Origin of the sequence: Janthinobacterium sp. RA13 (assembly GCF_000745325.1) — a bacterium.
In the GTDB taxonomy this organism is placed as follows: domain Bacteria; phylum Pseudomonadota; class Gammaproteobacteria; order Burkholderiales; family Burkholderiaceae_D; genus Janthinobacterium; species Janthinobacterium rivuli.
This window is the reverse complement of the sequence record NZ_JQNP01000001.1, coordinates 394,707-419,327: the sequence shown is the minus strand read 5'-3', so window position 1 is coordinate 419,327 and position 24,621 is coordinate 394,707. Positions and strand designations below refer to the sequence as shown.

22 protein-coding genes are annotated in these 24,621 nt (G+C 64.1%); 6 read left to right on the top strand and 16 right to left on the bottom strand.

Translation table 11 applies throughout. The annotated features are described in order from the left end of the window. Positions 1–7: 7 nt before the first annotated feature. The 5 genes from FG13_RS01860 to FG13_RS28670 form a co-directional block, all read right to left on the bottom strand. The gene (locus FG13_RS01860; protein WP_035826858.1) at positions 8–460 is read right to left on the bottom strand and encodes a hemerythrin domain-containing protein; all 453 of its coding nucleotides are present in this window, start codon (positions 458–460) and stop codon (positions 8–10) included. 199 nt (positions 461–659) lie between these two features. Beyond that, positions 660–1,580: a carbohydrate kinase family protein gene (locus FG13_RS01855; protein ID WP_035817877.1), complete on the bottom strand. Its 921-nt coding sequence runs from the start codon at positions 1,578–1,580 to the stop codon at positions 660–662. After that, positions 1,577–2,791, bottom strand: coding sequence for an AGE family epimerase/isomerase (locus tag FG13_RS01850; protein ID WP_035817874.1), 1,215 nt, complete (start codon positions 2,789–2,791; stop codon positions 1,577–1,579). The genes FG13_RS01855 and FG13_RS01850 overlap by 4 nt, the downstream gene beginning before the upstream one ends. A gap of 68 nt (positions 2,792–2,859) precedes the next feature. Continuing rightward, on the bottom strand, positions 2,860–3,861 hold the full coding sequence (locus FG13_RS01845; RefSeq protein WP_035817871.1) for a tetratricopeptide repeat protein: 1,002 nt from the start codon (positions 3,859–3,861) through the stop codon (positions 2,860–2,862). Then, entirely contained in the window at positions 3,858–4,700 is an 843-nt protein-coding gene (locus tag FG13_RS28670) for a tetratricopeptide repeat protein (protein WP_051958370.1), read from the bottom strand. The genes FG13_RS01845 and FG13_RS28670 overlap by 4 nt, the downstream gene beginning before the upstream one ends. 134 nt (positions 4,701–4,834) lie before the next feature. Between FG13_RS28670 and FG13_RS01835 the strand changes: the two genes are divergently transcribed. Next, on the top strand, positions 4,835–5,224 hold the full coding sequence (locus tag FG13_RS01835) for a DUF1090 family protein (RefSeq protein ID WP_035817868.1): 390 nt from the start codon (positions 4,835–4,837) through the stop codon (positions 5,222–5,224). On the opposite strand, the gene mmsB is transcribed toward FG13_RS01835, so the two are convergent. The 3 genes from mmsB to FG13_RS01820 all read right to left on the bottom strand — a co-directional run bounded on the left by mmsB (position 5,221) and on the right by FG13_RS01820 (position 8,937). Continuing rightward, entirely contained in the window at positions 5,221–6,114 is an 894-nt protein-coding gene (gene mmsB / locus FG13_RS01830) for a 3-hydroxyisobutyrate dehydrogenase (protein ID WP_035817866.1), read from the bottom strand. The two genes, FG13_RS01835 and mmsB, sit on opposite strands and share 4 nt — an antisense overlap. 9 nt (positions 6,115–6,123) lie before the next feature. Continuing rightward, positions 6,124–7,638, bottom strand: a complete 1,515-nt coding sequence (locus FG13_RS01825) for a CoA-acylating methylmalonate-semialdehyde dehydrogenase (RefSeq protein WP_035817865.1) — start codon at positions 7,636–7,638, stop codon at positions 6,124–6,126. A gap of 84 nt (positions 7,639–7,722) precedes the next feature. Next, positions 7,723–8,937 (bottom strand): ABC transporter substrate-binding protein, encoded by a 1,215-nt coding sequence (locus tag FG13_RS01820; protein WP_035817863.1) that lies wholly within the window; start codon positions 8,935–8,937, stop codon positions 7,723–7,725. 124 nt (positions 8,938–9,061) lie between these two features. Between FG13_RS01820 and FG13_RS01815 the strand changes: the two genes are divergently transcribed. From FG13_RS01815 to FG13_RS01805, 3 genes are all read left to right on the top strand, one after another. Then, positions 9,062–9,979, top strand: a complete 918-nt coding sequence (locus FG13_RS01815; RefSeq protein ID WP_035817861.1) for a LysR family transcriptional regulator — start codon at positions 9,062–9,064, stop codon at positions 9,977–9,979. Positions 9,980–10,157: 178 nt separating this feature from the next. After that, entirely contained in the window at positions 10,158–10,688 is a 531-nt protein-coding gene (locus FG13_RS01810; protein ID WP_035817858.1) for an isochorismatase family protein, read from the top strand. Positions 10,689–10,796: 108 nt separating this feature from the next. After that, positions 10,797–12,668: a hypothetical protein gene (locus FG13_RS01805; protein ID WP_035817856.1), complete on the top strand. Its 1,872-nt coding sequence runs from the start codon at positions 10,797–10,799 to the stop codon at positions 12,666–12,668. A 6-nt stretch (positions 12,669–12,674) separates the two neighbouring features. Here the strand turns inward: FG13_RS01805 and FG13_RS01800 are convergent, their stop codons facing one another. From FG13_RS01800 to FG13_RS01790, 3 genes are all read right to left on the bottom strand, one after another. Beyond that, a complete protein-coding gene (locus tag FG13_RS01800; protein WP_081922377.1) occupies positions 12,675–13,844 on the bottom strand; it encodes a DUF1624 domain-containing protein in 1,170 nt (389 codons plus the stop codon). Between the two features lie 188 nt (positions 13,845–14,032). Continuing rightward, complete coding sequence (locus tag FG13_RS01795) at positions 14,033–16,135, bottom strand: TonB-dependent siderophore receptor (protein ID WP_035817853.1); 2,103 nt, start codon at positions 16,133–16,135, stop codon at positions 14,033–14,035. Between the two features lie 54 nt (positions 16,136–16,189). Beyond that, positions 16,190–17,110, bottom strand: coding sequence for a LysR family transcriptional regulator (locus tag FG13_RS01790; protein ID WP_035817851.1), 921 nt, complete (start codon positions 17,108–17,110; stop codon positions 16,190–16,192). A 119-nt stretch (positions 17,111–17,229) separates the two neighbouring features. On the opposite strand from FG13_RS01790, the gene FG13_RS01785 reads away from it, so the two are divergent. Together FG13_RS01785 and FG13_RS01780 are read left to right on the top strand one after the other, a co-directional pair. Then, positions 17,230–18,216 (top strand): zinc-dependent alcohol dehydrogenase family protein, encoded by a 987-nt coding sequence (locus tag FG13_RS01785; RefSeq protein ID WP_035817849.1) that lies wholly within the window; start codon positions 17,230–17,232, stop codon positions 18,214–18,216. A 70-nt stretch (positions 18,217–18,286) separates the two neighbouring features. Next, a complete protein-coding gene (locus tag FG13_RS01780) occupies positions 18,287–18,610 on the top strand; it encodes a tetratricopeptide repeat protein (protein ID WP_035817848.1) in 324 nt (107 codons plus the stop codon). 4 nt (positions 18,611–18,614) lie between these two features. Here the strand turns inward: FG13_RS01780 and bla are convergent, their stop codons facing one another. The 5 genes from bla to FG13_RS01750 all read right to left on the bottom strand — a co-directional run bounded on the left by bla (position 18,615) and on the right by FG13_RS01750 (position 24,481). Further along, a complete protein-coding gene (bla, locus tag FG13_RS01775) occupies positions 18,615–19,577 on the bottom strand; it encodes a subclass B3 metallo-beta-lactamase (RefSeq protein ID WP_235211640.1) in 963 nt (320 codons plus the stop codon). A gap of 57 nt (positions 19,578–19,634) precedes the next feature. Further along, positions 19,635–21,392 (bottom strand): M56 family metallopeptidase, encoded by a 1,758-nt coding sequence (locus FG13_RS29270; RefSeq protein WP_081922376.1) that lies wholly within the window; start codon positions 21,390–21,392, stop codon positions 19,635–19,637. Continuing rightward, the gene (locus tag FG13_RS01760) at positions 21,389–21,781 is read right to left on the bottom strand and encodes a BlaI/MecI/CopY family transcriptional regulator (protein WP_034757543.1); all 393 of its coding nucleotides are present in this window, start codon (positions 21,779–21,781) and stop codon (positions 21,389–21,391) included. Before FG13_RS01760 ends, FG13_RS29270 begins: the two co-directional genes overlap by 4 nt. 67 nt (positions 21,782–21,848) lie before the next feature. Next, positions 21,849–23,369: a hypothetical protein gene (locus tag FG13_RS01755; RefSeq protein WP_035817845.1), complete on the bottom strand. Its 1,521-nt coding sequence runs from the start codon at positions 23,367–23,369 to the stop codon at positions 21,849–21,851. 59 nt (positions 23,370–23,428) lie between these two features. After that, positions 23,429–24,481: a hypothetical protein gene (locus FG13_RS01750; protein ID WP_152598647.1), complete on the bottom strand. Its 1,053-nt coding sequence runs from the start codon at positions 24,479–24,481 to the stop codon at positions 23,429–23,431. Positions 24,482–24,621: the final 140 nt, after the last annotated feature.

Genomic DNA, 24,621 nt, shown 5'->3' with positions numbered 1-24,621 from the left:
ATGACGCTCAAGCCTGCATGTCGGGCAGTTCGATTTCAGCCTTGCGCGCCGCGATCTGGCTGGCCATGGCTTGCAGGTCGAGTTCCGCGTCGCGCGCACACGGGAAAATCTCGCCCTCTTCTTCCAGCACGTGGTGATTGATTTGCTCTGACAAAACCTTGACCTTGGCGTCGTACAAGTCTTCGCCGGGCGCCATGGCAACGATTTGCGCGATCAGCTCCTTTGCCGAAGCATGCTCGACGACGGCTTCATCGATCAAGTCTTCATTCGAGCGGCTGGCGTCGCGCACGGCGGGATAGAAAATTTCTTCTTCCACCATCGCATGCTTGCTCAGTTCCTCACAGATTTTCAGGGCCAGCTTGCGCTTGCTGGCCAGCGAACGGTCGCTGAGGCCCTCATACTGTTCGAACAGTTCTTTCACAGTTTGATGGTCTTGCGTCAGCAGCTCGATCGCGTCCATGTCCGGCATGCCGGCCTGGGTTTGGGAAACGGAAGCTGCCTGAGGTGATTGGGTGGCCATGATGTTGTCTCCAGTTGTACACATGAAGTCCCCATTCTAGACAGCACCATGCGGTAGCCATGTAGGAGCATTGCTTACGACAAGGTAGGCCAAACGTAAAGGTGCCTACCTTGTTGATGCAGATCAGGCCTGGTCGGACTTAACTGACGACCGTGCGTGCCTCCAGCGATTCCACCAGTTCCACCGAAGGTGGCGCGCCGCCGGCCGCCAGGCAGGCGCCCGCGCCCGCCGCGACGGCAAAGCGCAAGTGCTGGCCGCCATCGGCGTCGGGCCGGTACATCAGGCTGTACAGCAGGCCGCCGATGCTGGCGTCGCCCGCACCCACCGAGTCGACCACCTCGATGACGGGCGGCGCCGCCTGCCATGTCCGTTCGCCCTGGTACAGGGCCGCGCCCTGTGCGCCGCGCGTATATAAATACGTGGCGTGCGGATTCCAGCTGCGCAGCATGGCAAACGCGCCATCGATGTCGTCGTGGCGGAACAGGCCCGCCAGGTCTTCATCGGACACCTTGATCACGTCGGCCAGCTGCGTCATGCGGCGCAGGGTAGTGTCGTAGCGTTCATCCATCATGATGCGGAAATTCGGGTCGTAGCTGATTTTCACGCCAGCCGCCTTGAGTTCCTGCGCCAGCGCCACCAGCTTGCCCGCCAGCGGTTCGCGCGCCAGGCTGATGCCGCCGAAATGCACCCATTGCGCGCCCTGCATCCAGCCGGCCGGCAAGCGCGCCGCGTCGAAATGCAGGTCGGCGCTGTCGTCGCCGATGAAGTAATACGTGGGCGGATGCAGTTCATGCACGATGGCCAGCAGCGGCGACTTCGCATGGCGCTGCAAAAAGCGCATGTCCAGGCCCGCCACGTCGGTGGCAGCGGCCAGCGCGTCGCCAAAGACGTCGAGGCTGACGGCGCCCGCAAAGGCGCTGGGCACGCCCAGGCGCGCCATCACGCGCGCCACGTTCCAGGTCGAACCGCCCACCTGGCTGCTCCAGGAATCCGCACCCGTGCGCAACATGTCCGTCAGCGCTTCGCCGGCCGACACAAAAGTTGGAAAAGAGGTGCTCATGCCGCACCGCCAATCGCGTTCAGCACTTCATGGCAGGCGCCCATGGTGTGGTAATCGGTCTTGCCGGCCGGGCTTTTCTCCTTGCTGATCTTGCCATTCTCGGGCGTCAGAATGCGGTACCAGGCGCCGTGTTCATGGTCGACGAAGTGCTGCCAGCTGTAGTCCCAGATCTTGTCATAGCTTTGCCAGTAGGCCTCGTCCCCGGTGCGCGCGGCCAGCACGGCGGCCGCGGCGAAGCTTTCCGCCTGCACCCAGAAGTATTTGTCGCCGTCGCAGATTTCATCTTGCGGGCCGAAGCCGTAATGGATGCCGCCATGCGCGCCGTCCCAGGCCTTGGCCAGGGCCGTGTCGTACAGTTCGCGCGCGCGCGGCAGCAGCCAGTCGGACGGACCGGCCATGAACCGGCTGTGGCGCTCCATGATCAGCAGCAGCTTGGCCCACTCCGTGAAGTGGCCGGGCTGGTAGCCCCACGGGCGGAAGATATTGCTCTTGTCGTGCAGGTTGTAATCCCAGTCGATAGCCCAATCGGGCGTGTAGTGTTCCCAGATCATGCCGTTTGCCAGGCCCGCCTGGCGCACCGTGATATTGTGCGCCAGCGTCTCGGCGCGGTGCAGATAGCGCGCCTCGCCCGTCGCTTCGAACGCGGCCAGCATCGCTTCGCACGCATGCATGTTGGCGTTCTGGCCACGGTAACCATCCAAAGTAGACCAGTCGGCGCTGGCCACGTCCGCGTACAGGCCGTGTTCGGGCAGCCAGAAACGCTGCTCCATCAGCTCAAACGTTTCGTCCAGATAGGCGCGCGCTTCCGGCAAGCCCGCCTGCAAGGCGTGGGCATACGCCAGCAGCACGAAAGCGAGGCCGTAGCAGTGGTTGGCGCCGTCTTCCACCTGCTTGACGCCATCTTTCCACGACAGTTGCCAGGCGTAACCGCCCGTGGCCGGGTCGCGGTGCGCGTCGCGCAAGAAGGCCACGCCGTGGCGCACGGCCGCCTGGTAATCGTCGCCGCCGAAACGGCGGTACGCCATGGCGTAATTGAAGATGAAGCGCGTGCTGCTGACCAGGTGGCGCGTGCTGGCGTCGTACACCGTGCCATCGTCGAGGAAGAAGTGATAAAAGCCGCCGCTGGGGTCAATGGCGCGCGGGTGATAAAAGTGCATCGTGTGCAGGATATGCGCTTCGAGCATCGCCTTGGAGCGGAAATCGGGATTCATCGGTCTCTCATGATATTGTTATCGATAACAATGATGATAGCATGCCGTTTCCGCGCCGTCATGCCCGCTCAAGGCGTCTTGGCCAGCCTGAGCTTTTCACGCCACAGTGCGGCCTGCGCGGGGTCGGCAGCCTGTCCCAGCTCGCCCTTGTCGTACACCTTGACCAGCCGTTCGATGGCCTCCACGTCGCCCTGCTTTGCCGCCAGCAGATACAACGCGAACGGTTCAGGAGCCGGCCCTTGCCGGGTCGGCCCGCCGCGGCCCTGCTCCAGCAGCCGCGCGAAACCCGTCTGGCCCGGCGGACTTTTGGCGATGGCCGCCATTTCATACCAGCCCAGGGCCGCCTCGTCGCTCCGCGGCACGCCCTGCCCCACTTCATATGAATACGCGACATTGTTCAAGCCCGACGGATCGAGCGCCTTGGCCGACTTCATGTACCAGCCGAACGCCTCCTTGCGCTGCGCCTCGTCCTTGGCCGTCATCATCAGCCGATAGCCGATTTCATTGTAGGCGGGGATGAAGCCATTCTCGGCGTAAAACTTCAGCCAGTGCAGCGCATGCGCCTGCTCTTCCGGGCTGCTGTGGATGTTTTCAAAGTGCTGGGCCACGGTGAAGTTGGCCAGTTCCACGCCTTGCGCGGCGCCCTTGCGCGACCAGAATTCGCCCAGCTTGCGGTCGATGGCCATGCCCTGGCCCAGGATATAGGCCACACCTAGGAAAGCCTGCGCCGGGCCGTAGCCGCCTTCGGCCGATTTCTTCATCCACGCCAGACCGGCGTCAAGGTTGCGCGGCGTGCCCTCGCCCTGATGCAGCATCTGCGCCAGCTCCAGCTGGGCGGCGGTGTCGCCCCCTTCCGCAGCGGCGCGCGTCTTGTCGAAGGCGGCGACCTTGTCCGGCGACAGGTCGGCCGGGCGGTTGATCACGGCCTGCACCTTTGCGCGCATGTCATCGAGGCCGTGCGTGTCGAATTCGGCCAGCGCCGGATGCTGGCGCGGTGCTTTGGCGGGTATCTGCTGCGCCAGGACGGGCTGCACCAGCGCCAGATTGAATACAAGCAGCATGGTCTTCATTGCTTTTCCTTCTCGGCCAGTTCTGCGCGCCACTCGGCGGCGTCTTTTACATTCGCCTGTTGTCCCAGCTCGCCCTTGACGTACACGTCGACCATGCGCCGCATGGCGGGCACGTCGCCGCTCCATCCCGCCCGTTCGTACCAGAGCAGGGCCAGCTTGTCGGACTGTTTCACGCCCAGGCCCAGTTCATGTGCGCGGGCCAGGTTGCGCATGCCGGCCGGCTCCTTTTCACGCGCTGATCGGTCAAACCAGTGGAAAGCCTCGCCGCGGTCCTGCTCATCGGTGGCGGCGCGCATCAGGTGCTCGCCCAGCGCATTGTAGGCCGGCACAAAGTGCTGCTCGTTCGCCGCCGCCTTCAGCCAGGTGATGGCCAGCGCCTGCTCTTCGGTACTGCTGCGGCCATCGATGAATTCCAGCGCCAGGATGGTTTGCGCCTGTGCGTCGCCCTGCGCCGCGCCCTTGCGCAGCCAGTATTCACCCTGCACGCGATCGACGGGCACCTTGCCACCGACAGAATAGGCCAGGCCCAAAGCCGCTTGCGCCGGCGCATAGCCGCCCTCGGCCGACTTGCGTATCCAGGCCATCGACTGCGCCATATCTTGCGGCGCGCCCACGCCCAGCTGCAGCATGCGCGCCAGGTCCAGCTGCGCCTCCACGTCGCCCGTTTCCGCCAGCCGCCGGGTCTCGGCAAATTCAGCGATGCTTTCCGGGCTATGGGTAGTCACATCGGCCCGTGCCTTGATGGCGAGCAGCTGCAGATCGAGCAAGGTGGGCGAAGTTTGCGCCAGGACGGGCAGCGGCAGCAGAAAAGGCAGCAGACAGAGTAATTTCTTGGGCATGCGGTGGTATCGGGAGGAAGAAAACACGCATGGTAGCCGATGGCCGGCCAGACAGGCGCGCACTGCAGGCGAAGTTTGACAGGGCATCCCGGCGGGCTTACATTGCACGAGCTTATCACTTATACAGGAACGCCATGAACCGCCTCGCCACCACCGCCTTGACCCTGCTGCTCGCCGCGGCCTCCGTGGGCGCCAGCGCCGCAGACACCCAGCTGGCCGGCTGCGCCGCCAAGCGCGAAAACATCCGCAGCGAATTGCGCCTGGCGCAGGAACAGGGCTTGGCCGACAAGGTCGCGGGCCTCACGCGCGCGCTTGACGAAGTCAATGCCCACTGCCGCGACAACACCCTGGTCGAACGCCACAACAAGAAGGTGCTGAAGGCGCAGGCGAAGGTCAACCAGACGGAGCGTTCGCTGCGCCTGGCCCAGGAAGCGAATAAACAGCCGAAGAAGATCGCCAAGCTGGAAGGCAAGCTGGAAAAAGCCAGGGCGGACCTGGCGGCCCTGCAGGCGCAACAGCCTTAAGTTTTATCACCCAATAGCTGATAAATGCTGGAAAAGTCCAGCGCGCCAGATCCCGCCTTGCTGTGCAAACTATACAAATTGCGCGACAAGGCGCCCAGCGGCACACTCGCTCCGCTGGCCAGCGCGCTTTCCACGGCCAGCCCCAGGTCTTTCAGCATCAAATCGACGCCAAAGCCGCCCGTATAGCCGCGCGATGCGGGCACGTTTTCGGCCACGCCGGGACACGGGTTGTACACGTCCAGGGTCCAGTTGCGACCCGAGCTTTTCGCCATCACGTCCGACACCACCTTCGGGTCCAGGCCATTGGCCACGCCCAGGCGGATCGCTTCGCTGGTGCCGATCATCAGTATCCCCAGCAGCATGTTGTTGCAGATCTTGACCGTCTGGCCGCAGCCCGAGCCGCCCGCGTGGAAAACCGCCTTGCCCATGACGTCCAGATAAGGCCGCGCCGCCGCCAGCGCGGATTCTTCGCCGCCCACCATGAAGGTCAGGGTGCCGTTGGTGGCGCCCGCCGTGCCGCCGGAAACGGGCGCGTCCAGCATGGGCAAGCCCTTCTCCTGCGCCGCGCGGCCCACCTGGCGCGCCGCCTCGGTGGAAATCGTCGAACAGTCGATCAGCAGAGTGCCGGGCCGCGCCTGCGCCAGAATGCCCGCGTCTCCAAGGTATGCGCCGAGAACATGCCGGCTGGCCGGCAGCATGGTGATGACGATGTCGGCCGCCTGAATCGCCGCCGCCTGGTCATCGGACACCAGGCCGCCGCCGTCGGCGAACTGCCGCACGCTGGCGGGCACCAGGTCAAAACCCGTCACGGCATGGCCGGCCCGCACGAGGTTTTGCGCCATGGGCAAGCCCATGTTCCCCAGGCCGATGAAAACGATATTGGTCGCCATGGCAGCCCCTTATTTCATCGAGATGGTGGTATTGACCCCGCTGCCGCCATCGTCCGGGGCGAACCAGCGCGCCGTGACGGTCTTGGTCTGCGTCCAGAAGTACAAGGCTTGCTTGCCGTTCGGACCCAGATCGCCCAGCTTCGACGCGCGCGACCCTGTAAAACTGAAATACGCGACGGGCACGGGGATGGCCACGTTGATGCCCACCTGGCCCACGTCGATCTCGTTCTGGAATTTGCGCCCCGCCCAGCCGGAGGAGGTGAAGATCGACGTGCCGTTGCCGTTCGGGTTGGCGTTGATGAAGGCGATGGCCTGGTCCAGCGTGTCCGTCTCGACCACGCACATGGCGGGGCCGAAGATTTCCTGCGTGTAGACGGAGTTCGAGGCTGCCACCTTCGAGAAAATCGTCGGCCCCATGAAGTTGCCGCCCTCGTAACCGGCCACCTTGTGGCCACGGCCATCGAGCAGCAGCTGCGCGCCTTCGTCCACACCCGCCTGTATCAGTTTTTCCGCCCGCTGCATGGCCGCTTTCGAGACCATCGGACCCAGGTCGGCCGTGCGGTCGCTGCCCGGCCCCACTTTCAGCGCTTGCGAACGGGCGACGATTTCCGGCAGCCAGGAGCGCGCTTCGCCCACCAGCACCACGACGGAATTGGCCATGCAGCGCTGGCCGGCCGCGCCGAACGCCGCGCCGATCAGGTTATTGATCGCCTGCTCCTTGTTGGCGTCGGCCAGCACGACGCAATGGTTTTTCGCGCCCATCATCGATTGCGCGCGCTTGCCCGATTCGCTGGCGCGGCGGTACACATGCGTGCCCACGTGGGTGGAACCGATGAAGGAGACGGCCTTGATGTCGGGATGGTCGCACAGCATGTTGACGACGTCGGCGCCGCCGTGCACGACGTTCAGTACGCCGGCCGGCAAGCCCGCCTGGTACATCAGTTCGACCAGGTACATCGACGAGGACGGGTCTTGCTCCGACGGTTTCAGCACAAACGTATTGCCGCAGGCGATGGCGATCGGGAACATGAAGCACGGCAGCATGACGGGGAAGTTGAAGGCCGTGATGCCGGCGCCCACGCCCAGCGGCTGGTAGATATTGTAGACATCGACGCCGGTGGCCGCGTTTTCCGCGATCTCGCCCAGCTGCAGGGTGGCGATCGAGCACGCGTGTTCCACCACTTCCAGGCCGCGCATCACCTCCCCTTCCGCGTCGGGCAGGGTCTTGCCATGCTCGCGCGTGATCAGTTCGGCCAGGGCACCGATGTTTTCGCGGATCAGGTGCTGGTACTTGAGCATAATGCGCATGCGCGCGGCCAGCGGGGTATTCCGCCAGGTTTTAAACGCTTCCTTGGCCGTGGCGACGGCCAGGTTGACTTCGTCGGGCGTGGAAAACGGCACCTTGGCGACGATTTCCTGCGTGGCCGGGTTGATGACATCGCGCCATTCGGTGCTGGTCGAAGAGTGGTGCTTGCCGGCTATGTGCAGGGGGATGGCGGGGATTTGGGTGAGGGGGCGATTCATGGCGTACTCCGTGATTTCGATGTTTTTTCAGCTAAACCCAACGGCGTAAAGCTGGGGTCAGACCCGACGGGTCTGACCCCGGAATTATTTTTTAACGAGGTTGCACGCCGCCGCATCCATAGTCTTGAACGCCTGGTCGGCGGGAATGGTCGACAGCACTTTCAGGTAATCCCACGCGCCCTTCGATTCGGCCGGGGTTTTCACCTGTACCAGATACATGTCGTGGATCACGCGGCCGTCGGGGCGGATCGAGGCGTTGTTCATGACGGCGTCCTTGATCGGCAGTTCGCGCATTTTCTGGGCGACGATTTTCGAATCGTCGCTCTTCGCGGCCGCCACCGATTTCAGGTAGTGGTAGACGCTGGAATACACGCCCGCCTGCACCATGGTCGGCTTGGCGCCCTTGTTGAGCACCTCGAAACGCTTGGCGAATGCACGGCTGCGCTCATCGTAATCCCAGTAAAAACCGTCCGCGTAGACCAGGCCCTGTGCCGTTTCCAGGCCCAGCGCGTGCACGTCGGAGAGGAACACGAGCAAGGCGGCCAGGCGCTGGTCCTTGCCGCTGCCGATGCGAAATTCGCGCGCCTGCTTGATGGCGGAGACGGTGTCCGCCCCACCATTGGCCAGGCCGATCACCTGCGCTTTCGAGCCTTGCGCCTGCACCAGGAAGGACGAGAAATCCGAGGCGTTCAATGGATGGCGCACGGCGCCCAGCACCGTGCCGCCATTGCGCTTGACGACGTCACTGGCGTCTTTTTCCAGCGAGTGGCCGAACGCGTAATCGACGGTGACGAAGTACCACGACTTTTGTCCCAGTTTCGTCAATGCCGCCGCCGTGCCGGCCGCCTGCGAATACGTGTCGAACATCCAGTGGAAGCCGTTCGGCGAGCAGTCTTCATTCGTCAACCGTCCCGTGGCCGGGCCGCTGAACATGGCGATGCCGCCCTTCTCTTTCATCAGCTTTTGCACGGACAGGGCCACCGAGGAATTGGTCAGGTCGGCGATGGCGTCGACCTTGTCGCGGTCTATCCATTCGCGCGCCTTGGAGGCGGCGATGTCGGCCTTGTTCAAGTGGTCGGCCGAGACGATTTCGATCTTCATGCCCTTGCATTCGGCCTTCAGACAATCCTCGACGGCCATCTGGCTGGCGACGACGGAGCCGCGCCCGCCCATGGCCGAATAGGGGCCGGACATGTCGGTCAGGATGCCGACCTTGACGACGCCATCGGAAATCTGCGCCTGCGCGCCAAAGGACAGGGTGAGCGCCAGCGCGCCCATGGCCAGAACGGTTTTTTTCATGCGTGTCTCCTGAGGGGTGAGGGTTTTTCTTATATGTATATCTGCATTCTGCATGTGTAAAAATATGCGCTCAAGTGAAATTAATGCATAATTCCTTTGCAAAAATGCACAGAGAGGATCAGCCATGCTCGATTGGGACAATGTACGGGTCTTCCTGGAACTGACGCGCAGCGCCGGCCTCGTCGATGCGGCGAAAAAGCTGGGCATCGACCATTCCACCGTGTCGCGGCGCATGCGCAAGTTCGAGGAGCAGGTGGGCACGCAGCTGTTCGACCGCAACTACGTGGGCTACCAGCTGACGCCCGAAGGCCACCGCCTGATGGAATACGCGGAAACCATGGAAAGCACGGTGTTTGCCGCCACCGAAGAACTGGGCGAACATAACCGGCTGCTGTCGGGCCAGGTGCGCCTGGGCGCCACCGAGGGCTTCGGCGCCATCGTGCTGGCGCCCCACCTGGCGCAGTTTTGCGGCCGCTACCCGCACATCAGCGTGGACCTGATCGCCGTGCCCCGCTTCGTCAGCCTGTCCAAGCGCGAGGCGGACGTGGCCATTTCCATCGAGCGCCCCCTGTCCGGCCCGTACGTGGTGACGAAGCTGTCCGACTACCGGCTGAAACTGTACGCCACGCCGGCCTACCTGGCGCGCCACGCACCGATCACCAGCGTGGCGCAACTGGCGCAGCACCCGATCATCGGCTATGTGGACGATCTGGTCTTCAGTTCGGAACTGCGCTACATGGACAACGTGGCGCCCGATTCCCTGCGCGCCTTTCGCAGCACCAGCGTGATCGCCCAGTACCACGCGGCGCGCGCGGGCCAGGCGCTGGCAATTTTGCCCTGCTTCGTGGCGCAGCAGTCGAACGAACTGGTGCCCGTGCTCGACGGCGAGATCGACCTGCTGCGCGCTTTCTGGATGATTTCACCGAGCGAACGGCGCAATATCGCCCGGGTCAGCGCCCTGTGGAACTACCTGCGCAGCGCCATCGAATTGAATCACGCCTACCTGATGGGCGAAACGGCCGTGCCCAGCTGGCCAGCTTGAGCACGCTGCGGCGCGCTACACTGTCGCCACATATTAATTACTAACAACGCCTGAAAAAACCGTAGCGAGCGGAAGGGAGTTGTGGTCGAGACGCGCAACTGTACGAAGGTACAGTGAGCATCGCAGGCCGCGACTACCGACGCGCAGTAGGTTTTGGCAGGTGTTTCAGGAGAATGCCATGCTGATGGATGCAAACCAGGCTGTTCTGGTCATTGTCGACCTGCAAGGCCGCTTGATGCCGGCCATCCACGATGCCGGCCTGGTGCTGGCGCAAAACCTGCGCCTGGCAAAGATTGCCCGCCTGCTCGACGTGCCCGTGCTGGGCACGGAACAGAACCGGCAAGGGCTTGGGCCGAACGTGGAAGAGATCGCCGCCCTGTGCGAACGGACCTTGCACAAGACGCATTTCGGCGCCTGTTTTGATGGCTTGCAGGAGATGCTGCCGCCAGGGCGCAAACAGATCGTCGTCACCGGGTGCGAAGCCCATGTGTGCATGCTGCAGACGGCCATCGGCTTGCTGGAACTGGGCTACGAGGTCATCATCGCCATCGATGCCGTCGGGTCGCGCCAGGCCGCCAGCCGCGACGCGGCGCTGGCCCGCCTGGGCAAGCTCGGCGCCCATCTGGTGACGGTGGAGATGCTGGCCTTTGAATGGTTGCGCGACTGCAAGCATCCGCGTTTCCGCGAAGTGCTGGCACTGATTAAATAGCTGGCCCGCCTTTAATCCAGATCAAGTCCATCGGCCATTCATTTGCTAGCTTGGTAACAGCGCCGCCATTCCGAGCGGCGCGCCGTCCACATCAGCAAGGGAGCCATCATGGCCTACATCCTGCGGGGCAAGCTGTGCGGCCTGATCTGTGCCGAGTGTCCTGAAGCCTTATCCCACGTCATCGTGCGCCTGTACCGGACGCGCGAGTCGCAAAATGTCACGGCACTGGCCATGGCCAGTGCCAAGGAAACCTTCGCCATCCTCACCGACGAAGAGGTGCAGGCAAAGGCGCCGTTCCTGCTGGCCGAAGCACGCACTGATGACGACGGCAATTACAGTTTCACTTTGGACGACGATTACCAAGGCGAGGCTGTCGAGGTGGATGTGCTGTGCCCCACGGTACCGCGCTTGAGGCCTGGGCCGAAAGATCCGGTGCCGCTGCAGTTTTCCATCACCACCATCCAGCCCCGCTGGCGCCAGGCCGACAATGATTTCCTCGCCGTCTGGGACTATTGCCTGCCGCAACGTTTCTGGTGCCTGGTGCGCGCCCGCTTCGGTGCCTGGACCATTTGCGGCCGGCTGCGCACGTGCGATGCGCCGCAAGCGCCGATCGCCGGCGCCACCGTGCGCGCGTTCGACGCCGACTGGCTGCAGGACGACCCGCTGGGCGATGCCGTCACGGACGCCAGCGGGCGCTTCCGCATCGATTACCTGACGTCGGACTTCACCTTGACGCCCTTCTCTCCGTTCATCAACGTGGAGTTCGCCAGCGGCCCCGACGTATATTTCACGGCGCAGCTGGGCAGCGTGCCCATCCTGTCGGAAACCCAGGCCAACGGGCGCCAGCCGGGGCGCGAAAACGTGGGCCACTGTTTCTGCGTCGAACTGTGCTCGAAAGAAGTCTTGCCGCCCGACGTGGAAGGCGTGCCCCACTGGCAGCAGGTGGAAATCTTCGACATCCACCCATTCCCCTCGCTGGCCGGCTTTTCCGCGCAAGGCTACGCGGGCGGCCCCGGCGCCTCGTATGTATTCGCCGGCGGCGTCAACCTGAAGGGCAATTGCCCGCTGCGCAACAGCGCCATTCCCGCCAACCCGCTCGAATACCGCTTTCTCATCGGTGAATGGACCTGGCCCGGCGGCAGCGACGACCCGACGGCCATCCCCCCGGTGGCGCCCGCCAGCCTGGCGCCGGTGACGCAAGTGCTCGGCACGCACGTCGGCTATGTGTTTTATACGAATGGACTGGGCCTCGGCGATTCGGCGCCCGTCATCATCGACGCGGGCGATTTGAAACCGGGCGGCTGGATACGGGTCGATGGCAAGCCCGTCACCGTGGACATGCGCGACGGCACGACGGCCGTCGTCAATGTGGCGCCCAACATTTTCCTGCGCACGTTTGACTTGCTGACCGTGAATACACCGGCCATCACCAGCCTGCATCCGGCCAAGCTGCCGGGCGGCTTGCCCATCCTCGACGCGGGCCGCAGCTTGAGCGCGGCCGAGAGCGAGCCGATACGCCGCTACCGCCTGGGCTTCGAGGTGCGCGACGGCATCAGCCTGGCGCTGGTGGCCACGGACGGGCTCGATTCCATCGTCTTCGACAACTCGCCCGTCATCGTGGCGCTGGATCTGGAAGAGCTGCGCAGCAATGCCTGCAATCCCATCGCGGGCGGCCTCGTGCATATCCTGTACACCATCGATCACCCGCATCTGCGCTTTTTCAATATCACGATTTCCAACAACAACGGCATTACGCACCCGCCGCCACCGCTGCCGGCCGCCAGCTTCACGCCGCCGCCACCGTCCAGCAACTATCTGTTCCGTGGCGGCGCGGGCGGGCCTCATTTATCGGGCAACAATGGCGGCTTCCCCGTCAACGTGGCGCTCGATCCGCCGTGCGCCTACCGGGTGGCCATCGGTTGGCAGACGCGGCATTACCTGGCGTCGGCGCATAGCATCGACAGGCTGTACTGCAAGTAGGCGAGCTCAGAAGTAGCGCACCCAGGCCTGCTTCGACGTGCGCTTGTAATTGGCAAACGCGCGGCAAGGGAAATACAGCACGGGCATCAGGGCCAGCGCGATCAGCCACACTTGCCAAATGTGCTCGACGCCATAGCGGGTGCCGTAATTGGCGCCCAGCACGGCAGTCAAGGTGATGCCGATGGCCAGCAGCAGGTACAAATGCAGCAAATAGTAGAACATGGGCGCGCCGCCAAAGGTGGCGCAGGCCCGCGTAAACCAGTTATCGACGCTTTCCAACCAGGCCATGCCCAGCAAGCCCAGGCCCAGGGTGAACAGCAGGAAATCCAGCGAGGGCGGATACTTGGTGAAGTTCAGCACGCTCATCGCCGTGCGCAAGGCCGTGTCGCCGGCCACCCACGGCAGGGTTTCGCCATAGAGATTGAAACCGCGCAGCACGGCCAGCAGCAGCAAGCTGCCACCGCCCAGCGCCAGCAGCAGGCGCCGACGTCCTTCGGCGGACACCCCGCGCGCATACAGGGGCCCGGCCGCATAGCCGAGCACGATCACGCCTATCCACGGCAGCAGCGGATAGCTGACCTTGATTTTCATGGCGCCATCAGCCACCAGATAACCGCGTTGCAGCAACACCGTCAGCAGATAGTAGCCAAGGCTGCCCTCTTCCGCGTGCAGCCAGGTAAACAAATGCTGGCCGGCGATAATCGCCACGCCCAGCACGACCAGCACTTTCAACGGCAACTTGTGCAGCACGGCCAGCGCCATCATGGCCAGGCCGATGACCCAGATCACCTGCAGATACAGGATCGCCGGCGTGAAAGTGCCCATCCAGGCAAAGTTGACGAATACCAGTTCCAGCACCACCAGCAGCAAGCCCCGCTTGAACAAAAAGCCGCTGGCACTGCGCGGACCGGCGACCGGATGCGCGTACAGCCAGGCGGACAAGCCCGTCAAAAAGACAAACATGGGCGCGCACACGTGGGCGGCCAGGCGCGTGAAGAATAGTGCCGGGTCGACGTGGGCAGCATCCATGGGGTCGCCCACCTGGTGGTGCAAAAACACCGTTTCGCGCACATGGTCGAACAGCATGATCAGCATGACGAGGCCGCGCATGACGTCGATGACGGCGATGCGGGTGCGCAGGGTGGCGGGGGAATTTAGGGATGTGGAAACAGTCATCAGTTTATGTTTATGTATTGGTGCGTTTGTGTGTTGGTGCATTGGCGTTTCGCTGACGTTACTTGCAACACAGGCAAAAATCTGGGGTCAGACCCGTCGGGTCTGACCCCGGCTTTATGCTGCTGGTTCTAAACAATACCGCGGCAGGTAAAGTTTGTTTATTCCAGCGGGAAAACTGGATGAACACATCAAAACCTGTAATGCGCATTCAAAGTCACCGCACGCTCCGCCCCCGGCGCCACCCACAGCTGGCTATACGAACTCGCATAGTAACTGCGGTTAAACAGGTTTTCCACGTTCAGGGCCAGGCGCAGTTTGGCGTTGGGAGAATACGACGCCAGCAGCTTGGCCGTCGTATAGGCCGGCAGGGTAAAGCTGCTGCTGACGGCGACGTCGCCCAGGCGCTCGCCCACATATTGCACGCCGCCGCCCACGCTGGCCGTGCCCGTACCCAGCGCGAATTGCTGGGTTGCCAGCAGGTTGGCGCTGTGGCGCGGCACGTTGGCGAAGCGGCTGCCCGTCACGATCGTATTGTCGCCGCGCGTAACGGTGGCGTTGGTGTAGGCATAGGCGCCCGAGACGCGCAAGCCGCGCGCCAGTTCGCCCGACACGTCGAGTTCCAGTCCCCGGCTACCCACCTCGCCCGCCGCGATGGCGAAGTCCGTGTTGGCGGGATTGGTCGTCAGCACATTGCTCTTGCGGATGTCGTACACGGCCACGGTGCCCGTCAGCTTGCCCGTTTCCAGCTTGGCGCCCAGCTCATACGAGCGGCTGCGCTCGGCCGGGAAAGCCTGGTTGGCGATGCTGATGCCGCTGTTGGGCCGAAAGCCCTTGGCCGCGCTCGCATACAGCGACCACGCTTTCGTCGGCTGGTAGACGAGGCCCGCGCGGGGGCTGGTGGCCGACAGCGACTGGCGGTTGCTCACGTTCAGGCGATTGTTCGTCACGTCCTGCGTGTACGTATCGTGGCGCACGCCGACCAGCGCCTTCCATTGCGCGCCCAGGTCGACCTGGTCCTGCGCATACAGTCCACGCGCCTTTTGTCCTTCCTGCGTGTCGATGGACAGGGCCAGCGGAGCGGCCTTGGCGCCATACACGGGATTAAAAATATCGATGGCATAGGCATTCGCGGCCGAGGGATTGCGGCGCAGCTGCACCCGATGGTCATCGAAGTGATAGGCGTCGACGCCGGCCAGCACCTCGTGCGCCAGCGCGCCCGTTTTGAACTTGCCCAGCACTTCAACGCGTGCCGACGCGTCGGTGGCCGAAAAATCGCGGTGGCGGCGCTGGCGGTTCAGGGTGCGGCCATCGGCCAGCAGCTTGCTTGCCTCAGACGAATAACCGCTCAATTCGCTGTCGCGGTAGGACGCACCCGCCTGCACCGTCCAGTCATCGGACAGCGCGTGGTGGATAAACAGCTGCTGCCCCAGCGACTTGACCGTCATCGGGCCGTCGTCCGGCTCGCCCAGGAAGCGCGACACTGGCACGGCCCCCAGCTTGCCATTCACGGCGACGACGCCGCGGTCGAACGGTGCGCGCTGCCGCACCGCCTCGATTTCATACGACACGGTCGTGTGCTCGCCCGCCAGCCAGAGGAAGGACGGAGAAAACAGGCTGCGCTCGACTTTCACCGTATCGCGGAAGCTGTGCCCCTCTTCATGCGCCGCGTTCAGGCGGTAGGCGATGGTGTCGCTCAAGGGTCCCGTCAAATCGACGGCGGCGCGGCGCGTCTGGAAACTGCCGAGTGACATATCGGCGCTGTATTCAGGCGCGAACTTCGGCTTTTTCGTCGTGATGTTCACCGTACCGCCCGGTTCGCCCCGGCCGTACAGGGCCGATGCGGGGCCTTTCAGCACTTCCACGGCCTGCGTATTGCCGCCGTCGCGCATGCCGTTGTAGCCGCGGCTGGAACTGAAGCCGTTGACCATGTAATCGGAGCCGAAATTCGGGTCGCCCGTAAAGCCGCGCATGGCGTAGCTGTCCCACAGGCCGCCCAGCGGACTTTGCTTTGCAATACCGCTGGCCAGGTCCAGCGCGCCGGCCAAAGTCGTCACGCCCGCGTCGCGCAGCAGGTCGCCGGTCAGCACGCGCACGCTTTGCGGCAAGTCCATCAGCAAGGCGTCCGTCTTGGTGGCTCCCGTGGCCGACAGGCTGCGGTAATGCTGGCGCTCGGCCTTGACGGTGACGACGTCCTGCGCGTCGGGCTGGTCGGCGGCAGGGTCGGCTGCCAGCGCCAGGGGGCTGGCGGCGGCCAGCAAGAGCGCCATGGGGCGGCGTAAAAACACGGACATGGGATTCCTGACAATGGGCAATTCAATGCAATAGGTTTGCATTATAATTGATAATCAATTCTCATTAAAGCCTTCATCGACAACTTGCGTCAAAAACTCCACGAACACTTGCACCTTGGCCGCGCGCAGCTGGCGCGGGTGGAACAGCGCCCACAGGCCCGGTCCCCGGGTGCGGAACGGTTGCAGCACGGGCACGAGGCTGCCCTCACGCAGCGGCTGCTGTACGGAAACGGACAACGCCTGCACGATGCCGCAGCCGGCCTGGGCGGCGGCGATCATCGATTCGATATGGTCAAAGGACAAGGCGGCCGGCGGCGTGTGCGCATATGCCGCAGTCCCCGCCTCTCCCTCCTTGGCCTGGAACAGCCACGGCCGCACCTGGCGCGATTTCGGATACAGGAAATGCAGGCAGGCAAACTGGTCCAGCTCCTGCGGCGTGCGCGGCAGGCCATGCCGGGCAACAAAGGCGGGCGAGGCGCAGCACAGATAATCCATGTTCAGCAGGCTGCGCGCCACCAGCGATGAATCCTGCGGCTCGCCGATGCGCAGCATCACGTCGATGCCCTCTTCCACCATGTCGACCAGGCGGTCGCTGACCGTCAGGCGCAGGGAAATGTCGGGATAGGCGGCCGTAAAGCGGGGCAAGGCGGGCGCCACGAGGTTGCGGCTGATGCTGCTGGGCATATCCACGCGCAAGCTGCCCGAGGGTTTCCCGGCCGCTTGTTCAAGACTGGACTCCAGCGCCGCCATATCGGCCAGCATCTGGCGCGCCTGGGCATGGCATTGCCGGCCTTCGGCCGTCAGCGACATGCTGCGCGTGGTGCGCTGCAAGAGGCGCACGCCGAAGTGTTTTTCCAGCGCCGCCACCTGGTTCGTCACGGACGAGGTCGAGATGCCCAGGCGCTGCGCCGCCTTGCTGAAACCGCCCGCCTCGACCACGGCACAAAACACCTGCATCGCTTCCAGCCTGTCCATGCATTCCCTCCTGTTTGACTATGATTATCCACGATATCGAAATAGTGCATGGGGCCGCGCCCCATTTTTTTTTGTGCCGGCCCCGCCTAGACTGGGGGCATCAACCACAGGAGAACCTCATGCAAGCCCTCGTCCTCACCAGCTTTGCCACCCGCATGACCATCGAAAACCTGCCCGTGCCGCAGCCTGGCCCCGGACAAGTCCTCGTGCGCATCGCCGCCAGCGGCGTCAATCCGCTCGACACGAAGATCGCCGCCGGCGCCGCCCCGCACGCCCGGCCCCGCCTGCCCGCCATCCTCGGCATCGACGTGGCCGGCACGGTGGAGGCTGTCGGCGATGGCGTGACGACTTTTCACGTTGGCGCAACAGTGTATGGCATGGCTGGCGGCATAGCCGGCGTCCAGGGCTCGCTGGCCGAGTACGGCGTCTTTGACGCAGCGCTGCTGGCGCCCGTGCCGCTTGGGCTGAGCATGCGTGTAGCGGCCGCCCTGCCCCTCGTCTTCATCACGGCCTGGGAAGGCTTGGTCGATCGTGCCCACGTGAAGGCCGGCGACAGCGTGCTCGTGCATGGCGGCGCGGGCGGCGTGGGCCACATGGCCGTGCAGCTCGCCGTCGCCCTTGGCGCCACGGTGTATGCCACGGGCAGCGCCGCCAGCCGCGACGCCATCGAGGCGCTGGGCGCCCGCTTCATCGATTACCGGACCAGCACGGTGGACGATTACGTGGCCGAACACACGGGCGGCGCTGGCTTCGACATCGTCTACGACACGGTGGGCGGCGCCACCCTGGACGCCAGCTTCCAGGCGGCACGCCTCTACGGCGGCCACGTCGTCAGTTGCCTGGGCTGGGGCACGTTCGCCCTGAGCCCGCTGACGGCGCGCGCGGCAACATACTCGGGCGTGTTCACCCTGCTGCCCCTGTTGAGCGGCCAAGGCCACGCGCGCCATGGCGCCATCTTGCGCGAAGCCAACAAGTTAATTGAGGCGGGCAAGCTGCAGGTGCGGCTCGATCCACGCCGCTTTACCCTGCGCACGGCACACGAAGCGCATGTGGCGCAGATGGACGGCAGCGCGCGCGGCAAGCTGGTCGTGGATGTGCAGGATTGAACACAAGCTTGTTTCCCGCGCGCTCAAGCGTTAATATGCAAGAATTAACTTGCATATTAAGGAACCGGGCATGCGTGAAAATCTGGAAAAACTGCTGGCGCAGGGGCGCGACAACGCCCTGCTGCGCTTTGGCCTGGGCGATGCCTGCCTGAAAGACCAAGACGCCGAGCAAGCCGCCCTGCACCTGGCGCAAGCCACCGTGCAGCAGCCCAGCTATTCCGCCGCCTGGAAACTGCTGGGCAAGGCCTTGCACCAGCTGGGCCGCCCGGACGAAGCGCAAGCCGCCTGGAGCACGGGCGTGAGCGTGGCCCAGCAGCAAGGCGACTTGCAAGCCGTCAAGGAAATGACGGTATTTCTGAAACGCCTGCACAAACAGCGGCAGGCGGCAGAGTAAAAGCTTAATGCGCGTGCGCGGCGCCTTTGGCTTCGGCTGGTAACGCCACGCCCCGTTCTTTCGCCAGCTTTTTGGCCAGCAAGCCACCCGCTTCGGCCGCATACGCGCGGCAGGCGCCGGCGTCGATCAGAGGATTGTCCGTTCCGCTGCGCCTGGAGGCCTTACCCAGCACGTCCGTCGTGCCCGGATGCACGGGGATGATGATGTCGCATGGCAAGGCGGCCACCTTGGCGATGCTCGCTTCGAACGAAGCCGAGATATCGGGCGTGCCACCTTTGCCCGCGCCTTTGCCCGTATAGCGGAAATCGCCGCTCGAATACGGGTTCAGGCTATCCGCATACACGACGTCCAGGCAGCGCTGGCCTTCGCACGACGTCCACGTCCACGTCGTGCCGCCTGGCGTGTGGCCCGGCGTCATGTGGGCAGTCAAGGACAACGGTCCTACCTTGACGGTATCGCCCTCGCCCACCAGGCTGACCTTGCGCACCTTGGCGACGTGCACGACGGGATCGGCCTGGTACTGCGGATCGTCCTTGCCGTTGGTGCCGCTTTGCAGCACGGGGGCGGCGGCCGCGCTGGCCATCACGGTGGCGCCGCTGGCCCGCTGCAGCGCGGCAATGCCGCCCGCATGGTCCCAATGGGCATGCGAATTGAGGATGTATTTCACATCCTCGATGCGAAAGCCCAGCGCCTTGATGTTTGCGATGATCAAGGGCGCCGATTGCGGCAGCGCACCGTCGAGCAGGATATGGCCCTGCGGACTCGTCACCAGCACGGCGGACAGACCGGCCGTGCCCACATACCAGGTATTGCCAAAGACGTTGAACGGCTTGACGGGCGCGTTCCATTCCTTGCAATTATCACAATTCACCGGTTTATCCTGCACAGTCGTCGGCGTCTTCGCCTGCACCGTACCAGCCGCCATGGTCGCAACCGTAGCCAGCATCAACTTCGCCAATAGTGTCATCTTCATCTCCAGAGTGTAAAAAGATGGGCGCCCGCACTGGCGCGCCCGGGGGGGGTATCAATGCATGCGACCGGTCCTGTCGGCCAGGGTGTCGCGGATGTGCCCGGCGTCAAGCGAGCGCCGCTGCGCGCCGGCGGCGTCCAGCAGCACCACAGTGACGTGCTTGCCGCCGCTGCGCATGCGCATGGTCAGGCAACTGCCCGCCTCGTGGCTGCTGCCCGTCTTGGACAGCACAATGTCCCAGCCTTTGCCGCCCACCAACGGGTTGGTGTTGTGCAAGGTGCGCAGCTTGCCATTGACGGCCACGCTCGCTTGCGGGTGGCTGGTGATGCGCGCGATGTCCGGATAGCGCGCGGCCGCCGCGACGATCTTCGCCACCTCGCTGGCCGTGGACGTATTCGCGGGCGAACTGCCGACGGGATCCAGCAAGGTGGTGCGGCGCAAGCCCAGGCTGTGGATCTTCGCCTGCAAGGCGTCATTAAAAGCCGCACTACCGCCCGGATAGGTGCGCGCCAGCGCGGCGGCGGCGCGGTTTTCAGACGGCAGCAGCGCCAGTTGCAACAGCGCGCCGCGCGACACGGCCACGCCATCGGCCAGCAGGCTGCGGCGCTGCAGCGACGCGTCGCCGTCGGCGCGCACGATGCGCACCTGCTCTTCCTTATCCTGCCCTGCGTCGAGCACCACCATGGCCGTCATCAGCTTGGTGATCGAGGCGATCGGCACGACGGCGTCCGCGTCTTTCGCCATCAATACCTTGCCGCTGGCGTCATCGAACACCAGCATGTGTTTCGCGCTGACGGGCAAGTCCAGCATGCCGACGGCGGCCTCGGCAAGGATCTCGCCGCTGACTTCGGGCTTGCCCTGCGTCTGCAGCAGCAAGGTGGCACAGGCCAGCAGCAAGGCGGGTACGGCCATCTTCCAGCTGCCGCTGTCCAGGCCGGGCGCCATCAAGCGTTCTATGCGTGTGAGCAATGCCCCGCCCCGGGCCGACATCAGCAAGCCGGAATGGTTTGGCGCGGCCGTCTGCAAGGACAGCGCATGCAGGGCCGTGGCCAGCTGCTGCGGATCTTTTAGCGCTTGCGCGGCCAGGGCGTCGGCCACCTGTTCCCGTTCGGCCCGCATGCGCGCCGACAGCCACCAGACGACGGGGTGAAAAAACAGTAGCGCCTCGGCCACGCTTTGCAGCAGATTGACCAGGTAATCCCAGCGTCGCACATGCGCCAGCTCATGCGCCAGCAGCGCTTCGAGCAAGGCGACGGGCATGCCGCTCAGCAAGGCGGCCGGCAGCAGGACGACGGGGCGCCAGAAGCCCACGGTGACGGGACTGGCCAGCCCGGCGTGCAGCTTCAGCGGCGGCCGCCCGTGCAAGCCCATGCGCTGCGCCAGCGCATCGAGGCGCGCCTGCCAGATGGCCGGGGCGGCCACTGCCTGGCGGCGCAGCTTGCCGACCCAGGCCAGGCCCAGGCACAGCCGCAAGCTCATCAGGCCAACGCCGGCGCTCCAGGCCAGCACCAGGGCCGGCATCCACGCTTGCAGCGCGGCGCGCCAGGCGGGCGGCGCGGTCACGGGCAGCTGGATCAGCGCTGTGCCGGACAGGAGCGAGAGCAGGTGGACGGTGGGAATACACAGGCACAGCAGCAACGCCAGCGCGCAAACGGCATAGCGCCAGCGCGCGCTGGCATGGCGCAGCAGCCACAGCAGGACGGCGGACACGGCGCCGACGATCACGCCCTGCCAGACAAAATACAGCAGGACCCAGCCCAGCGCAGGGACAAGCTTGCCCAACTCAATGCCCAAGCCCATGTCCAGGTTCATGGCGCCCCGCCATCCTTGCTGCGCAGGATTTTTTCAATTTCCAGGCGTTCCGCGTCGCTCACGTGCTCGCGCAGCGCCGTCAGCACGAGCGCCTTGCCGGAACCGGAAAACACCTTGCCGATCAAATCCTTGAGCAAGCTGGTCTGTAACTTTTCCTGCGCTTCGACGGCCGCATACAGCTGCGGCCGCTGGCTTTCATCGCGGCTCAGCAAGCCCTTGCCATGCATCAGCTGCAACTGGCGCAACACGGTGGCGTAACTGGCATCGGCACGCTCCGCGGCCAGGGCGTCATACACGGCGCGCGCGTCGGACGGACCGCGCTGCCACAGGATGCGCAGCAGGTCCAGTTCGGCGGCCGTGGGATGGGGAGTGGAGGTATTTTTTAACATGCCGCCAGAATACCGATTCTAGAACTCAATGTCTAGAACTTTTTTTCTATATCGCTTGGCGATGGCCCTAGAACTCGCGCAAGCGGTCGAACAGCTCCAGCAAGGCTGCCTCGTCGACGAGCGCGGCGCCCTGCCCGCCCAGTTGCTGCCGCAGCTGCACCAGCAGCTCCGCCAGCACCATGTAAATTTCCTCACGCTCGACCGTCTCGATGATGCTGGCCCGCCGCTCGATCTTGTTGAATGCATCCACATAGGCGGTGACCATCGATTCCAGCGCGGCGGCGGCCGCCGTCGCGTCCATGGCAGCATCGATGCCGCGCGTTACGGCCAGCATGTTCTTGTAGGCCAGCGCCGCCTTTTTCGCATACGCGGGGGAAATATGCTCGCGGCCATCCCAGTCGCGGAAGGGGTTGAGCAGGTTGTCCGCCAGCCATTCCGGCTTGCGCGCCTTGCTCACCGACAAGTCCAGTCCCAGCGCCGCCGCCCTCTTGTAGCCGGCCTTGATGGCCTTGGCCACATCGGCGGGCAAGCTGGTCAGCCACAAGGCCGACAACTGCGGCAATTGCGTGGCTGATGGAAACTCTTCCGCCGTGTAACCGAACAGATCATAGGCGGTGAACATCCGCAACTGGGTCAGCTGCGCCAGGCTGGCCATCTGCGACGCCAGCCCCGGCTTGCCCCAGATGCGCAAGGCCGTCAAATGGGGAAAGCGCTGCGCCACCTGTGCCAGGTCGACTTCCTTCATGCTGACCAGCGACAGACCGTCCAGCTGGCCGAGACCGTGGAACGGCGGCAGCGTCTGCGTGCACTGCAGTGTCAGATGGCGGCCATCGGCGCCATCCTTGATGCGCAAAGACGGCGACGGCGCGCCGCGCAGCGCGAGCAGGCCCAGGCCTTCGTTCAAGACCAGGCTGCTGACGCCATCGGGCTGCAGGATCAGCCGGCTCAAGCCGCTGCCGGTGAAATCGAGCGCATGCACCGTCGATGACTGCCAGTGCAGCTCATTGATGAAGGGATTGCCCTGGATAAACTCCATCAAGGCCTGCGTGCCATCGACCGTCTCGATGGACATCAGGCAAGGCAGTTGCTCCAGCTCGGACACGTCGTCCAACGCCTGCAAGACGCTGTCATCGATTTTCGTCGCGTCCTGGCGGAAGACGTGGCCGCCGACTGTTACTTCACGCTCCTCCGACGCGGCCTTGAACTGCTGGCGCCGCAGCGGATCGATGCGTTCCCAGTTGCGCTGGCGCAGCACGCTGTCGCCCACGTTCCAGCCGCTGCGGTAGCTGTTGACTTCCACATCCACCAGCGGCGCGATATTGCCAACGAGGGTATGGCCAGGCGGCACGTTCGCCGTGGCATAGCAGTGGTCGTGGCGATTATTCCAGAAGAAATAGTCGCACAGCAACGGCCGCATGGCTTGCACGGCCGCCGCATCGGGCAAGGCGTCGCCGGTCCAGTCCAGCTCCAGCACGGCAGCTACCGGCCTGGACGAGGACACATCTTTGATGCGGGTGACCTGGCAAGCCACGTACTGCTGCAGCTCCGTTGAAAACACACTGTAGATATCTCCGACATTTGCTAGCACTCTAATTTCCTTTTTAAATAGGGAGCTGTCCCGGCAGGGTGGGATGCGCCGTCTTCACGCTAAAATTCGCGCAGTGCATCGAACCGTTGCAGCAGCACCGCCTCATCGGCCAGCGCCACACCCCGTTCCCCCAATTGCCGCACCAGCGGCTCCAACAGGCCCGCCAGCGCCGTGCCGATCTCTTCGCGCTCCACCGTTTCGATTATGCGGGCGCGCCGATCGAGCTGATTGAACACGCCGACATAGGCGTCAATCATCGCACTGAGCACCTCGGCCACGCTGGCGGCGTCCATCGCCGCATCGATCGCGCGGGTGCCGGCCAACAGCTGTTTGTAGGCTTGCGCCGCCTTTTTCGCCTGGGTGGCGGAAATATTCGCACGGCCATCCCAGTCGCGGAAGGGATTGAGCAGGTTTTCAGCCAGCCATTCCGGCTTGCGCGGCTTGCTAATGCGCAGTTCCAGTCCCTGAGCCGCCGCCTGCCTGAAGTTGGCCTTGATGGCCTTGGCCGCGTCGTCCGGCAGGCTGTTCATCGACAAGGTGGCAAGCTCCGGCAATTGAGCGGCGGACGGAATATCGTCGGCGCCGTAGCCGAACAGATTGTCAGCGGTGAACGTCTGCAACTGTTTCAGTTGCGCGATGGCGGGCAGATGGGCAAGCACGCCCGGCTTGCCCCAGATACGCAATTGCCGCAGCCCGGGAAAGCGCTGCGCCACTGCGGCCAGGTCGAGTTCCCTCACCCCGACCAGCGACAAATCAGCGACCCGGTCGAGACCGGAGAACGGCGGCACGCCTTGCTCGCATTCCAGGGCCAGAAACTGCCCCTCATGGCCATCAATTATGCGCAGCCCGGGTGAAGGCGCCCCGCGCAAGGCCAGGGAATGCAGGACAGGATTGAGCTTCAGGCATGTGACGCCTGTCAGATCCACGTTCAGGCGCGCCAGATTGCTCTGGCTAAAATCGGGCTCGCTGACGGTGGACGATTGCCAGCTCAGTTCATGCAGGAAAGGATGCCGGGCAACATACTCCATCAGTTCAAGAGTGCCGTGGCGTGTGGCGAGGCGCATCAGCCGTGGCAGGCGGTCCAGCTCGGACAACTCGCTGACCGTTTGCAAGATGCTGTCGTCGATCCTGGACGTATATGGCGGCAATAATTGCCCGCCAACCATTACATCCTCGTCACCGACAGGCGCATTGAATTGCCGTTGTCTCGCTTCATCGACAAGCTGGCGCCTGGAAACATATTCATTAAGCA